General features: G+C 62.2%; 15 protein-coding genes. 7 read left to right on the top strand and 8 right to left on the bottom strand.

Features of this window, described 5'->3' with window-relative positions:
* Position 1 precedes the first annotated feature (1 nt).
* A complete protein-coding gene (locus IVB23_RS00540) occupies positions 2 to 565 on the bottom strand; it encodes an SRPBCC family protein (protein WP_247802190.1) in 564 nt (187 codons plus the stop codon).
* A 1,098-nt stretch (positions 566 to 1,663) separates the two neighbouring features.
* Positions 1,664 to 2,431, bottom strand: a complete 768-nt coding sequence (locus tag IVB23_RS00535) for an AAA family ATPase (RefSeq protein ID WP_247802189.1) — start codon at positions 2,429 to 2,431, stop codon at positions 1,664 to 1,666.
* Positions 2,432 to 2,717: 286 nt separating this feature from the next.
* Here IVB23_RS00535 and IVB23_RS00530 point away from each other — a divergent pair, with 286 nt between their 5' ends.
* The gene (locus tag IVB23_RS00530) at positions 2,718 to 4,790 is read left to right on the top strand and encodes a DUF1217 domain-containing protein (RefSeq protein ID WP_247802188.1); all 2,073 of its coding nucleotides are present in this window, start codon (positions 2,718 to 2,720) and stop codon (positions 4,788 to 4,790) included.
* Positions 4,791 to 4,803: 13 nt separating this feature from the next.
* On the opposite strand, the gene IVB23_RS00525 is transcribed toward IVB23_RS00530, so the two are convergent.
* The 3 genes from IVB23_RS00525 to IVB23_RS00515 all read right to left on the bottom strand — a co-directional run bounded on the left by IVB23_RS00525 (position 4,804) and on the right by IVB23_RS00515 (position 7,878).
* On the bottom strand, positions 4,804 to 5,664 hold the full coding sequence (locus IVB23_RS00525; RefSeq protein ID WP_247802187.1) for a DUF296 domain-containing protein: 861 nt from the start codon (positions 5,662 to 5,664) through the stop codon (positions 4,804 to 4,806).
* 9 nt (positions 5,665 to 5,673) lie between these two features.
* Positions 5,674 to 7,275 (bottom strand): acyl-CoA synthetase, encoded by a 1,602-nt coding sequence (locus tag IVB23_RS00520; RefSeq protein ID WP_247802186.1) that lies wholly within the window; start codon positions 7,273 to 7,275, stop codon positions 5,674 to 5,676.
* Positions 7,276 to 7,380: 105 nt separating this feature from the next.
* Positions 7,381 to 7,878 carry a hypothetical protein gene (locus tag IVB23_RS00515; RefSeq protein ID WP_247802185.1) on the bottom strand — a complete coding sequence of 166 codons (498 nt, stop codon included), beginning with the start codon at positions 7,876 to 7,878 and terminating at the stop codon, positions 7,381 to 7,383.
* Between the two features lie 93 nt (positions 7,879 to 7,971).
* Between IVB23_RS00515 and IVB23_RS00510 the strand changes: the two genes are divergently transcribed.
* Together IVB23_RS00510 and IVB23_RS00505 are read left to right on the top strand one after the other, a co-directional pair.
* On the top strand, positions 7,972 to 8,331 hold the full coding sequence (locus IVB23_RS00510) for a hypothetical protein (protein WP_247802184.1): 360 nt from the start codon (positions 7,972 to 7,974) through the stop codon (positions 8,329 to 8,331).
* Between the two features lie 83 nt (positions 8,332 to 8,414).
* Entirely contained in the window at positions 8,415 to 8,690 is a 276-nt protein-coding gene (locus IVB23_RS00505) for a GNAT family N-acetyltransferase (RefSeq protein WP_247802183.1), read from the top strand.
* Between the two features lie 49 nt (positions 8,691 to 8,739).
* Here IVB23_RS00505 and IVB23_RS00500 read toward each other — a convergent pair whose 3' ends face one another.
* On the bottom strand, positions 8,740 to 9,135 hold the full coding sequence (locus tag IVB23_RS00500; protein ID WP_061881860.1) for an SPW repeat protein: 396 nt from the start codon (positions 9,133 to 9,135) through the stop codon (positions 8,740 to 8,742).
* Between the two features lie 319 nt (positions 9,136 to 9,454).
* On the opposite strand from IVB23_RS00500, the gene IVB23_RS00495 reads away from it, so the two are divergent.
* Complete coding sequence (locus IVB23_RS00495; RefSeq protein ID WP_247802182.1) at positions 9,455 to 9,730, top strand: GNAT family N-acetyltransferase; 276 nt, start codon at positions 9,455 to 9,457, stop codon at positions 9,728 to 9,730.
* 52 nt (positions 9,731 to 9,782) lie between these two features.
* On the opposite strand, the gene IVB23_RS00490 is transcribed toward IVB23_RS00495, so the two are convergent.
* Positions 9,783 to 10,181, bottom strand: a complete 399-nt coding sequence (locus IVB23_RS00490; protein ID WP_061881776.1) for a DUF3597 domain-containing protein — start codon at positions 10,179 to 10,181, stop codon at positions 9,783 to 9,785.
* A 342-nt stretch (positions 10,182 to 10,523) separates the two neighbouring features.
* Here IVB23_RS00490 and IVB23_RS00485 point away from each other — a divergent pair, with 342 nt between their 5' ends.
* Together IVB23_RS00485 and IVB23_RS00480 are read left to right on the top strand one after the other, a co-directional pair.
* Entirely contained in the window at positions 10,524 to 11,432 is a 909-nt protein-coding gene (locus tag IVB23_RS00485) for a DUF2189 domain-containing protein (RefSeq protein ID WP_247802181.1), read from the top strand.
* Positions 11,433 to 11,567: 135 nt separating this feature from the next.
* Positions 11,568 to 12,392 (top strand): lytic murein transglycosylase, encoded by an 825-nt coding sequence (locus IVB23_RS00480; protein WP_247802180.1) that lies wholly within the window; start codon positions 11,568 to 11,570, stop codon positions 12,390 to 12,392.
* Between the two features lie 103 nt (positions 12,393 to 12,495).
* On the opposite strand, the gene IVB23_RS00475 is transcribed toward IVB23_RS00480, so the two are convergent.
* The gene (locus IVB23_RS00475; RefSeq protein WP_247802179.1) at positions 12,496 to 12,900 is read right to left on the bottom strand and encodes a hypothetical protein; all 405 of its coding nucleotides are present in this window, start codon (positions 12,898 to 12,900) and stop codon (positions 12,496 to 12,498) included.
* 475 nt (positions 12,901 to 13,375) lie between these two features.
* Between IVB23_RS00475 and IVB23_RS00470 the strand changes: the two genes are divergently transcribed.
* Positions 13,376 to 13,528 (top strand): DUF1127 domain-containing protein, encoded by a 153-nt coding sequence (locus tag IVB23_RS00470; RefSeq protein WP_007590701.1) that lies wholly within the window; start codon positions 13,376 to 13,378, stop codon positions 13,526 to 13,528.
* Positions 13,529 to 13,650: the final 122 nt, after the last annotated feature.

Here is a 13,650-nt window from a genome sequence, read left to right as displayed (position 1 = left end):
GTCAGCTTCCGCTCTCGATCTTCTTCTTGAGCGCCTCGAGCCCGGCCTTGTACAGCCCGCTCACCGCGGTCCTGGCGGCCTCGTCGCTCAGCTCCGGCGGCGGATCGTTGTTGGGATAGCCGCGATAGAACGCGCCGGCCCATTCCAGCTTCGCCTTGCCGTCCGGCGCAGGCGACACCGTCAGTGTCGAGGAATAATTGGTCACCGGCAGCACCTTCACGTCGACCTTGGTGATCCGGTACGAATAGCTCAGCATGTCGGGCTCGTATTTGTAGAGCTCCTCCTCGACCGTTGCGCCGCCCGTGAGCGTCAGCGTCCGCGTCGCACCGATCTCGTTGCCCTTCTCGCCCGTGGTCTTGGTGACGGGCTGGAGCCAGCTCATGTCCTGAAAATTGCCGATCACCGCCCATACCTTGGCCGGGGCCGCGTTGATCTCGATGGATTCCCTCACCTTCTGCCGCGTCGGCCCGTGCGCCCAGACCGGCTCGAACGCCGTCGTCAGTGCCATCCCCGCCACCGCCAGCGCCGCCACCCCGGCGATCGCCGATCCCATCGTCATCCTCATGTCGTTTCCTCACTTGATCCTGCGCGACTTGACGCGCGCTGGAAGCATCGTAGCGCATTTTTGGACGGTGGGGAGACCGGTTCGTGGCGCGGCTGTGGCGGGGCTTCCTCCCATTCACACCAGGGCAATCGCATGTGAGGTGTGAATTGTGGGGCACCGACTGCTTCTACAGCGTCATGGCCGGGCTTGTCCCGGCCATCCACGCGTTTCCACTCGGCACAAGAACGTGGATGCCCGGGACAAGCCCGGGCATGACGACTTCTGCCAAATGTGCACATGCAAAGGCCCTGCCATTCATACCACCTGTTGCGGTGCGCGACGGGCAAAACACGCCAGACCAGGGTCAATTCCCTCCGGCAAAAACAATTCGCTTTACTCGAATTCGGAATTGTCGCATGTTTTGGCCATCCCAGCCCGGGCCGAGGGGCGGATCGCGATCGTCACGAACGCGGGATGGGAATGTGGTGGACGCAGGCAGCGTCGCGCGCAGGCGGTTTGCAGGGCGGGTCACTCCGTGAGCAGACGAGGCGCGCACACGACGGGCGCAGCCAGCGTACGGCAAAATCGTGTGGTCCTGGCGCCCGGGGTCTGTGCGCCAAGGCTTGTGGTGACGTTGCGGCCCGACCGGGTTCGCACCGTCAGTCATCCGCAAGGCGACGGGGGCAATAGTGCATCGCTCCCCGAGGAGATCACGACATAAGCCGTAAAACCACTGCGCAGGGAAGGCCGGATGTTTGGCTTCACCTGTATGCCGCTGTGCAGTGTTTTTAGCACACGCTTTCGCACAGTGGACCGCGGGTGCCAGCCGGCACCCGGCCTTCCCTGCGCCCTCGGCACTCTTGAGGGCGGCGATCAACACAAAGCTCGGGCACGATGTGCCGCGAGAACGCGAAACTGCGCGTATAATGCGGGTAGCAATGCTAGAGAAATTCGGGTTCTCGTGCCCCGGACGCTGCGCAGCGCCCCTTGGCGGTGCGCTGCAGAGCCGGGGCCCATCTCACCGCAGCTTACCTGGCGCTATATGGGTCCCGGCTCTGCGCCGCAACGCTCACGCGTTGCAGCTCGTTCGGGACACGCGAGTGGGCGTCGGGTGCGCCCCTACTCCGCCAGCGTCGCTTCCACGAACCCGCGTGGATCGGCACAAAACTCCCGCATCACCCGGTAATGATCAGTCTGCTCCACCGTGGTTGGCTCCAGGCCGTATTTCCCGAGCCGCAGCAGCCGCGCGTTTGGATAGGCCATCAGCACCGGCGAATGCGTTGCCATGATCACCTGGCAGATGCGGGACTCTTCCATGCGACGCAGCAGCTTCAGGAATTCGATCTGGCGCGCCGGCGAGAGCGCCGATTCCGGCTCGTCGAAGATGAAGATGCCCTGGCGTTGGCAGCGCTCCTCGAAGAAGCGGAGAAAACCCTCTCCATGGGAATGGGACAGGAAATCGGGGCCGACCTGACCGGCATCACGCGCAGCCTTGTCCAGATATCGCGCGACCGAGAAAAAGCTCTCCGCACGGAAAAACCAGCCATTGGTGATCTTCGGCAGCCAGCTTGCGCGCAGCGCCCTGGAGAGCTGGCCGCCCATCTTCTCGCGCGCTTCGGAATGATCGACCGGCCTGTACCCCTTGCCGCCACCGGCATCGTCATAGCCGGCGAGCGCTGCGATGCCTTCGAGGATCGTCGATTTCCCGGTCCCGTTCTCTCCCACGATGATGGTGATGGCCGCATCGAAGTTGAGCTCGAAATCATCGGGGAAGATAGGCAGGCAAAACGGATAGGCCTCCCGATCGTGAACTTGCGACGGATCGAGCCAGACCCGCTTCAGATACGGCGCAGGCAGGTTGATCGTTCGAGCGCTTCTTCGGCTCATGCTAGCTCCCAATTCGGACCCATCCCTGAATTGGGACATATCAGGAACACAACCCTCGCGAAAGCTGCATTTGGGAAACATCCAGAAACAACCGGAGATAAACTCGATCTGCGTTACCTGATCTGCGCAATTTGGGCGCGAGCTGAAAAATCTCAGATTGCAGTTCGGAATCGTCCTGGAAAAACGTGACCACGAGACAGTCTTGCTGGCATGAGGCCAGCTTCCACCTCGCGACCCCGCAATGATTGACGGACGTCCGGGACTGCAAAGCCGCGAGGAATGCACGATGGTGACAACGTATTTCAGCTACAGCTACATCACGCACAATCTCAAGCAGTCCCTCACCCGGGTCGAACAGCAACCAGACGTCGCGCGGGAAGCCGCCTATTACAAAGCCAACATCGGCAAGGTGAAAACCATTGACGATTTCATGAAGGACTATCGCCTGTATCATTATGCGATGAAGGCATATGGCCTGGAGGACATGGCGTATGCCAAGGCTTTCATGAAGCAAGTGCTCGAGAGCGACCTCAACGACTCAAAAAGCTTCGTCAACAAGCTCGTCGACAAGCGGTACCGGGAGTTTGCCGCGGCATTCTCCTTCGCCGGCGGCACCACGCCGGTCGCACAATCGGAGCACCAGACCGATGAGATGATCGGCCTGTATACGGCGACCAAGAAAAGCCAGGTGGATGCACTTGCTGACGACTCGAAATACTACAGCGCCCATATCGGTAGTATCACAAGCGCAGACCAACTCCTGAACGACGACCGTCTGCGCGACTATGTCTATTCGGCATACGGGATCGATCAAAGCAAGTGGCCTCGTGATACGATCAGTCAGGTCCTGCGCAGCGATCCATCCGATCCAACCAGCTACGTCAACACCACCTTTGCTTCCCAGTTGAATGGCCTCAAGGCCCAGCTTGCTCAAGCCCAATCCGATGTCAGCGCCGCAAATTCAAGGATAGCCGACTACACGGCGCAACTATCGCAACCGGGAGCCAATGTGACCCAGTTGAAGGTCCAGATACTGGTCGAAAAACATCACCTGGAGTCTTACGCGAGCAGCATTTCCGGCCTCAGCGGCCAGATCGCGACCATTAACGGGTTCGTGGACGTGGCCGGCGCCTTCGAGTTTTCGCCCGACGGATCGCTTCCGTCAGGCGTGTCCGCACAGACTGCTGCAAATGTCACGATCACGAAACAGCGGTTCGACGACAGCAAGGCGGCCGTCTATTCGGCGGCAAGCCCGCTGAACGAAGCTTTCGCAATCAGGCAATTCAGAACGGCTCTCCTCACCGTCAATTCGGTCGACGCGTTCGTATCGACGCCGGATGTGTATGTCTTTGCGCTGGGCGCCGTCGGCCTCGATCCCAAGGAGGTCTCCCAGGCCACGATCAAGGCCGTTCTCGAAAGCGACCTCAGCGATCCCAAGAGCTACGTCCATACCCTCAAGGACGATCGCTATGTCCAGCTCGCGCGCGCCTTCAATTTCGATGCAAAGGGCAATCTGACGACCCCCCTGGTAGCCCAGGACCCTGCTGAAGTGCTCAAGATCACAAAGGACTACGTCATTTCAGCGGTGAAGAGCGCAAGCACGGCGAGCACCCAGCAGCAGGCGGCAGTTCGGGCACAGGCGACCAAGGATGCGACGGATTATCAGGAGGCGATTGCAGGCATCGACAGCGTGTCCGATCTTCTTGCAAACAGGCCGATGGTCGATTTCATTCTCTTGGCCAAGGGTTTGGATCCCAGGAAGGTCAGCACCGATTTTCTCAAGAAGATCTTCGCCTCCGACCTGAACGACCCAAAGAGCTTTGCGAACACGCAGAGCGATCCCCGCTTTGCCGACATCGTGGCGTCGTTCAACTTCGACGGCAAGGGCAACGTCGCACGCCTCCCGATGATGGGCCCCCAGAAGCGGGATCAATTCCGGGAAACACAGGCGAACTATCTCCAGCAAAGCCTGGAGCAGCAGCAAGGAGACACGAATCCCGGCGTGCGCCTGGCGCTCTACTTCCAGCGAAAGGCGGGCGACATCACGTCGGCATACGACATCCTCGCCGACAAGGCGCTTTCGGAGGTGTTCAGGACCACCTTCAATTTGCCTGATCAGATGGCGGCGATGCCGATCGACCGGCAAGCCAAGTACGTGGACAAATTCATGAAGATCAAGGACCTGTCCGATCCTGCGAAGGTTGCAAAGCTGTTGAATCGTTTCTCCGCCATGTATGACATCAAGAACAGCCAGAGCACCGGCCAGGCTCAATCTCCCTTGCTCAACCTGTTTCAGGGATCAGGCTCAGGGATAAGTCAATCGACGTTCTTGGCCATTGCCAAGCTACGTGCTCACTGACCGCTCGCCGCAACTAGTCCTGCACCTCGAGCACCAGCTCCATGGTCATCAACACAGGATTATCGCCACGGATCAGCCGTCCCTCCGCAATGCCGCCGGTGTAGTCGATCAGGGCAACTTCGAGCGCGGCTTCCGGCGCGCCGGAGGCGCCGGGCGCGATCGCCCCGGCTGTTATGGCAAGCTCCGTCGCAAAAGGCTCGGTCATGCCGCCATGGGTGAAGCGCGCGCCGATGGTCGAGCCGACGCCGCCATGAATCCTCGCGCGCGCGATGCCGTGCGCGCGGCAGAAATCTTCGAGGCAGAAGGCAAAGTCCTGATTGGGCCGCAGCCGCAGCGCGAAGGCGCGGCTCGTCGTCCACGCGCCGGTGCTTTCGGCCGACACCGGCCCGAACAGCTTGAAATTGGTCTCCGGATCGGGCTCGGCGGTGAACATCGCGCCCTCGATGCCGAAGGCCTCCACCTCGAACGGTTCGGCAACCATGGTCTCATCCGGCATCATGTGGCCGCCGCTCGCCTTGCCATCGGCCTCGGTCCACAGCCCATGGCAATGAAAGAACGGCGCGCCGTCGCGCATGCCGAGCGTCATGCTGCCGAGCTTCGTGCGGGTCACGCCGCCGGGCCGGTAAGTGTCGCTGTAGAACGCGGCGTTCTCGCCGGTCTTCGACAGCGCCGGCATGACATAGGCGAACGGTCCAAGCGTGCCGCGCCGGAAGTTCAGCACGCCGCCGGCAAAACCTTCCGCGGCAAAACCGCGCCGCGCGGCTTCCAGCAGCGGCAGATCCGCTTGAAGCGTGAATGCGAAAGCGCGCCCCCTCGCCTCCATCCATTGAATGCGTTCCGGGACTGGCGCGCCCGGCTGCTTGATACTGCGCATCACCTGCGCTCAGCCCGTCTTCGCTTTGTCGAGGTCGAGCAGCCCGCGCGCCTCGAGTTCGTCACGCACCATCCGCTTCGGCACCTTGCCGTACCCGGACTTCGGCAGCGCCTCCCAGAAGAAGAACCGCTTCGGCATCTTGTAGCGCGGCACTTTTGGCGAGAGGAACGCCGCCATCTCCGCTTCGCTCACTGGCTTCGCGCCTTCGCGCGCAACGCAGACAGCTATTCCGATCTCGCCCCAGGTCGCATCGGGCACGCCGAGCACGGCGACCTCGCCCACCGCCGGATGCGTCAGGATCTTCTCCTCGATCTCGCGCGGATAGATGTTGGAGCCGCCGGAGATGTACATGTCGGAGGCACGTCCCGTGATGTAGACGAATCCCTCCTCGTCCATGTGGCCGAGATCGCCGGTGCGGAACCAGCCGTTGCGAAATGCCTTCGCATTGGCTTCGGGATTGTCGTAGTAGCCGGCGAACACGGCAGGCCCGATCACGCAGATCTCGCCGCTCTGGTTGGCTTTGAGTTCGCGGCCCTCGTCGTCCTGGATCGAGACCTGCATGCCGGTGCGTTCGAAGCCACAGGTGCCGATCTTCGCGTGCGGGCCGTCCTCGGGATCGTGCAGCGCGGCCGGCAGCACGGTGATGTTGCCGGTGACCTCGCCAAGGCCGAAATACTGCACGATGACCTTGCCGAGCTTCTTCAACGCGGCCTTCTGGTCCTCGCGATACATCGGCGCGCCCGCATAGATCACCTGGCGCAGCGAGGAATGATCGTATTTGTCGGCGGCGGGATGCTCGACCATCATCTTGAGGATCGTCGGTACGGTGAAGAGATTGCGGACGCGATGCGCCTCGATCAGGCGGAACGCCTCGTTGATGTCGAATTTTTCTGTCGGCAGCAGCACGGTGCATGCGCCACGCGCGGTCTGCATCAGCTGGTGCACGCCGGCGCCATGCGACAGCGGTGCGACCACCAGCGAGGCATCCTGCTCCGTCACGCCTGGCGTCAGATCGGCGAGATGATTGGTGACGACGAACCCCATCTGGCCGTGGGTGAGCACTGCCGCCTTGGAACGGCCGGTGGTGCCGGACGTGAAGAAGAACCAGCAGGGATCGTCGTGCTCGACAGCGACATTCTCTACAACAGCTCCGATATGCGAGGCTACGGCGTCAGCCACCGAGCGCTCGGCGAACGCCGCCTTGCCGTCGATGCTCCAGGTGAATTCCAGCGCCTTCACGGCCGCAGCGTGCTCGGGGAAATCGACATGGCACAGGAACGCCTTCGCCCCGGAGGCCTGCGCGAGATAGCTGACCTCGTCCGGCATCAGGCGGAAATTGGTGGGTACCCAGACCGCGCCGAGCCGGAACGCGGCGAACATCGAGACGAACATCTCCTCGCCGTTCTTGGAATGGACGAGGATGCGGTCGCCCCTGGCAATGCCGCGCGCGGCGAGCGCCGCGGCCAGCGCCGAGACCTGTGCATCGATCTCGCGCCAGGTCCAGGACTTGTCACCCCAGACGAAGCCGGGGCGCGATCCATGCCGCCGCGCATTCTGGGTCAGCATGTAGGCGAGATTCATGACGCGGCGGGACATGCGCAGGGGCTGCATCGGGCTTCCTCTTCGACGACGGGCGGCGCACAAGCTGCCCGCTCATTGCCGCCCATTTATCGCCATCGCCAGCGCCCCTGCAAGGCCGGCGGCTGCGAACGAGCTCTACGGCTGCCTGAACGCAAACGGCGTCGCCGCGATGGTCTTCTGCTTGATGCAGGTCTGCGGACCGAAGCCGCCGCAGAAGCTGCCATGCAGATCGAAGCGGATGGTGCGGGCGGCGCCGCGCTTCGACGGCGGCGCCATGATCCTATAGCGGAGAACATGGCCGCCAAACACCTCGCGCACCCTGCCCTCCGGCAGCGTCACCAGGATCTTCATGACGCAGCCGCCGGTTCCGCAATACGTCGTCTCGCGGTCGCCGCATTTGGTGTCCTGGAAATCGACGATGTAGTCCTCGCGGCCATCGCCGGTGAGGTCGATCTTGCGCACGGTGTTTGGCGCGAAGGTCACCTCGCCGCCCTCCTGGGCGTCGCATTCCTCATTGGCGTAGTGCAGCGCGGTCTGCACGCCCGGTGGATAGTCGGCCGGACTGAACGGCTTTGCGTCGTCGGCGCGCGCACTGGCCACGAGCAATGTGAGCAGGAGGATCAGAGATCGCATTGGCGTTGGTCGCAGCCACGACTGCAATTGTTCAGTGAATCTTAAACATGATCGGCGCACCCTCCATCCGTCTCCGCGTACAGAGTGCATTCCATGATCAAAGCGCCCGCCGTCCTCCTGCTCACGCTGGCGCTCGCCGGATGTGCCGTTGCGCCACAGGCGCATCTGGCTTCCGATCCCGCCTTCAAGCCTGCGCGTTATGCCTGGGATGGCGCCGGCGAGGATCCCAACAGCCCGCGCGCTGCTTCACGACCAACGCGCACCGCTGCCCACTCCGAGCGCAACAGGTCGCAAGCCGGCGTTCAGCCCTATTCGAAGGAATGGTGGCAGGCGCAGGACGGCATCGAGGCCGAGCAGGACGCCAGGGTCAACCGCTCCCTGGTCATCTGCCAGGGTTGCCTTCGCCAGCCGCCGCAGCCCGAAGATGCCAGGCTGGCCAAAGCGACCGATTGAACCGAACGACCGCATCGGAAACCTGCCGACCCGACCACGCGTTACGGCCTCGTGCGCGAGGCTGGCAGCTGGAGGGCCACGACATGAGCGACGTCATCAACAACAAGGTGCAACACCGCTACGAGCTCGCAGTGGAAGGTCATCTCGCGACCGAACATTACAAGCTCGATGGCGACGTGATCACGTTCGAGCATACGGACGTGCCGAAGGAACTTGGTGGCAAGGGCATTGGCTCGAAGCTGGTACAAGGCGCACTCGACCAGGTCCGCGCCGCCGGATTGAAGCTGATCCCACAATGCCCGTTCGTGAAGGCGTGGATCGACAAGCACCCGGAGTATGCAGATCTCGTAACAAGATGAGTGCACGGGCCCGCCGCCCATGACCGGCGGGCCTGCCGGCATCTACGGCCTATTGCCCATGCTTGAGCAGGTCCTGGTCAGTCTGATCCCAGTCCTGCCACAGCTGGAGTATGCCGAGCAGCACCACCACCGCACCGAGGGTCGTGTGATAGATGCGGAGGAAGCCGTCGGCGGAATAGCCGATCACGTAAGGCGAGGCGATGAGCCACAACCCGACCAGGATCGTGGTCACCTCTTGCCACCGCTGCAAGGCGACGTATTCGAGCTGGCTGAGGCCAAACACGATCAGACCGATCGCGACGGTGTTGAGGATGGCCGTCTGGTGCCCGGTGATCGCCGGATCCTGAACGGGAAACCACGGCGAAGCCACGATCGCCGCACCAAGCAGCATCCCGCACCAGTCCTCCCATGTTCGATGAGTCTTCAAGAAACCAGAGTCCGACATCGTACCCTCCTGCAAAAGAGGCATACGTCTGCGGCTGGCGATCACGACACTCCGAATGTCTGGCGACCTGCCGGCCGCATTCGGGCGTATGTCCTCTCCAGGACGTGGGAACCGAAGTTCGGCTTGCAAGAGCCGTATCGAGGATTATTTGCGGTCGCCGCACCATGCTCGCAGAACACTATTTCCATACTGCACTGCGGTCACGGCCGCACCCATTTGCGGATATCTCCTCTGCGCCAATCTGCCTTGGTCTCACCTTGGCAAGGACGGAATTCGCCTCCTAGATCACAAGGCAATCTGCATTTCGGAAGGATCCCTGATGGCGGCATCGGTACGCGACAACAAGGACAGGAGCCGCTTCGAGCTCGATGTCGGCAGCGACGTCGCCTTCGCCAATTACCGGCTGACGCCGTCGGCCGTCATCATCACCCGTACCGAGACGCCGCGCGCGCTGCGCGGCCGTGGCATCGGCTCCGAACTGGTCAAGGGGGCACTGGACCTGATCCGGCGCGACGGCAGGAAGGTGATCGCCGGCTGCGGCTTCGTCGTCGACTATCTCGACAGGCATCCGGAGGATGCAGATCTGGTCGCCTGAGTGCAAAAGGGCCCGTGAGATCGCGGGCCCCTGCGGCACGACCCGGCGCGGGTCAGTGCTTGATCTCCGGCGGCAGCTTGCCGCCGTTGGCGGCGAGCTTGGACATTACCTGCTTGTGCAGCCAGACGTTCATGCTGGCCGAGTCGTTCATGTCGCCGCCGTACCCGAGCTCCTTGGCAAGATCCTTGCGCGCAGCGAGGCTGGAATCGATGTCGAGCGCCTTCATGAGGTCGACGATCGAGGTGCGCCATTCCAGCTTCTCGCCCTTGTGGGCGGCCGCCGCCTTGTCGACGATCGCCGCCACGTCGACGGCAGCCATGGGCGCGGCAGCCGGCGACGAAGCGCCTGGCGCGCTTGCGGGCGCGCCGGGCGAAGCTGTGCCGCCGGCGGGCGCGGCGGAGGCCGGCTGGCTGCCGAAGATCGCGCTCATGATTTTCCCGAAAATGCTCATGTCTGCTCCCCGAAAAGGAATCCGTTGGAAGGGCCTTGAGTGGCACTTATAGACGAAGTTGCCGCGCTGCGCCCGCGAAGTTCCGCAGGCTAACAGCAGCATCAGCTTATCTGCGGCGAAATGACGACAGAATGACGTCGTTGTGGTTGCGGTTGCGGCGCGGCATCGAATTTCACCCAAGCATGAGGGACAGGACTTGGACTTGGGAGTATGGTTGGCGTTCAGCTCGCGATGCCAGCCGGAATTCGCGTGTGGTCGGGATCGCGAGATTTCAGAGAATGGCGGCCGCTTGCGCCGTTTACCGGCGCCGGTCTTGGCTGCCCGGCAAGGGAGCTAGCGACCATGGCCACACTCTACCAGGGCAATGTCCCCACGATGGCCCAGCCCGCGGATGCGGCTGGACCGGTGATCCGAACCATCCGACTGTCCGATCTGCGGGACGCGCTCAGGCGCGGGTGGGAAGACTTCAAGGCCGTTCCGAGCCACGCCATCATCCTGTGCGTGATCTACCCGGTGCTCGGCCTCGTGCTCGCCCGCGTGGTGATGGGCTATTCGGTGCTGCCGCTGTTGTTTCCACTGGCTGCCGGTTTCGCCCTGATCGGGCCCTTCGCGGCGCTCGGACTTTACGAACTCTCCAGCCGGCGCGAGCGCTATGAACCGGCCAGTGCCTGGGATGCCATGGAGGTGCTGCGCTCGCCTTCGTTCGGTGCGATGCTGGGCCTCGGCACGTTGCTGCTCGCCCTGCTCGTCACTTGGGTCGCGACCGCGCAGGCGATCTACATCGCAGCGTTCGGCTATGAGGGCGTGACCGGCCTCTCGGACTTCGTGACGCGTGTGCTGACGACTCAGCAAGGCTGGTGGCTGATCGCGGTTGGCTGCGGCACCGGTTTCCTGTTCGCACTCGCCGCGCTCTGCATCAGCGTCGTGTCGTTCCCCTTGATGCTCGACCGTCATGCCGGCGCATTCGAGTCGATGGTGACGTCGCTGCGGGTCGTCGCAAGAAACCCCGTGCCGATGGCGGCGTGGGGCTTCATTGTGGCGGTGCTGCTCGCGCTCGGCACAATACCGGCCTTCGTGGGCCTTGCCGTGGTGATCCCGCTGCTCGGCCATGCCACGTGGCACCTCTACCGCAAGGTGATCGTCTCGGAGCCCGGGGCGCGCCCGGTGCCGCCCCCGCCGCATCGTCCGCGCAAGCCGGCCGCCGACTTCCCGGCCAACCTCTTCCCCTGGCGCAATCGGACCGACGCCTGACGATATCGTGACATGCGATCCTGCCTTGCCCTGGTTCGGGCAGGATCGCACCCTGCTGTGCGCCTTGCTTTGGCCGCGGTTCCGACCGAGATTGCACCGACCGGTCGGATCGCTTCACGGAATTCATTTACTCGAATGACCCCGACGATTTCTCGTCTTGCTCTCGCAGCCTTCGCCCTCTCCGCTTCAATCCTGTCAGGCCAGCCAGCGCTCGCTGCTGTTGCCTGCGGCTCGGGCAATTTCGATGCCTGGCTTGCGGATTTCAAAACCGACGCTGCGACGAAAGGCATCTCGCAGCAGGCCATCACCGCGGGGCTTGCCGGCCTGACGCTCGATCAGAGCGTGCTCAACCGCGATCGCTCGCAAAAAGTCTTCAGCCAGAGCTTCGAGGAGTTCTCCGGCCGCATGGTGCCGCCGCGATTGGAACGCGGATCCAACAGGATGAAGCAATACGGCTCGGTGCTGTCGCGCATCGAGCAGACCTATGGGGTGCCCGGCGAGGTCTTGGTTGCGATCTGGGGTTTGGAGACCGATTTCGGCGTCAACATCGGCAAGTTCGCAACGATCCGTTCGCTGGCAACGCTCGCTTACGATTGCCGTCGATCCGAGCAGTTTCGCGCCGAGCTGATGGACGCGCTGCGCATCGTCCAGCGCGGCGATCTTGCGCCTGCCGACATGAAAGGCGCCTGGGCCGGTGAGCTCGGCCAGACCCAGTTCATGCCGTCATCCTGGATGAAATATGCCGTCGATTTCGACGGCAATGGCAAGCGCGATCTCCTGCACAACGCGCCCGACGTGCTCGCCTCCACCGCCAACTATCTCGCCGGCTATGGCTGGCAACGAGGCAAGGATTGGCAGCCGGGCAGTCCGAATTTTGCGGTGCTTCAGCAATGGAACAAGAGCGAGGTCTATTCCAAGACCATCGCCTATTTCGCCACCCAGCTGGCGCGCGCCCCTTAGCCCCTCGGACAAGCGAGTAAGGGCCGATCGCGCGGCGATCGGCCCTCTCTTTGATGCCCTGACTTCTCAGTTTTTATTTGGTTCTATTTGGTTTTATTTGGTTCTATTTGGCCATGCTAGCCTGCATCGCCTTGTTCAGATGCGCACCGCACACACCCATCTTGCCGTTGAGCAGCGCGTCCTGCGCCGCCGCGATTTCCTTCTGCGCGACGAGCTTGCTGTCGCCGTCGGCCATGTTCTCGATCGCGGTCTCCGTCTTCTCCAGATTCGTCCCGCTGCAGCCGCCCGCGGCGTGCTTGGCGGCCTCAGCCGGCGCAACGGCGAACGCGACGGTAGCAATTGCGATAACCCCGAGTAACTTCGACATGACGTTACCTTCCTTCTTGTCCTTGCACAGACCAGCGACATTGCCGGATTCTGCGGCACGACTTTCATCTGAGCGCGTCAACTTGTCGCAATAAATTCTTCGCGAGAATTGCGTGATGCCGCGCATGGCGCAGAGCGGCATGCAGAAATGCTGTCTTCATGAAAGCGATGCTGCACGCAAAGCGTGCACTCAGCGTGCAGGGACGTTCACCGGTCGAAAAAGCGACAGACATCAGGGCGATCCGCAGCAGATACGAATGAATTAATATTCATATCTTTTATTCCTGACTCATGCGAATCGCGCATGTGTGACTTGGGTTCAGTAGCTAGTGCGGGTCCTAGCGGGCGCAGGAAACGCAACATATTTCCCTGACGCATCGCAGCTCACTCTGGCGCGATAAGTCCGTGAATTCACGGACATTTGTTGCTCGCTCCACGAGACTCTGCCCGTTGCTTGGGCGGAAGCGCCCTCAGGTTAATCGTTCGTTACAGACGCTATGCACCCCGCGCTTAGCTGCATCGCAACATAGGAACTTTCGCACTGCACTACTCCCATCTATATTCACTTCAACGATGAGGCTCGGGCAAGAGCTGAATCGAACTACAGGAGACTACCAATGCTGCTCTCGCTCATCCGCATGATCCAGGCCTTCCGGGACTATCAGCGCAATGTTGCCGAGCTGTCCCAGCTCAGCGATCGCGAACTGGCCGATATCGGCCTCGATCGCTCGGACATCCCGCGCGTTGCCGCCGGTCAGTATCAGGGCTGATCATTTCAGCCCCGACCGGACGACCCGATAGCGCCCGCCTCGTGCGGGCGTTGTCGTCTCTAGTGGCAGAAAACTCGATCTCGGCGATTCCACTCTCCGCCGAAAAGCGCTACCTGTCCGCC

This window comes from Bradyrhizobium sp. 191, from assembly GCF_023100985.1.
GTDB classification, from domain to species: Bacteria; Pseudomonadota; Alphaproteobacteria; order Rhizobiales; family Xanthobacteraceae; genus Bradyrhizobium; species Bradyrhizobium diversitatis.
The sequence above is the reverse complement of the archived record's forward strand: the minus strand, read 5'-3'. Positions and strand labels throughout refer to the sequence as shown.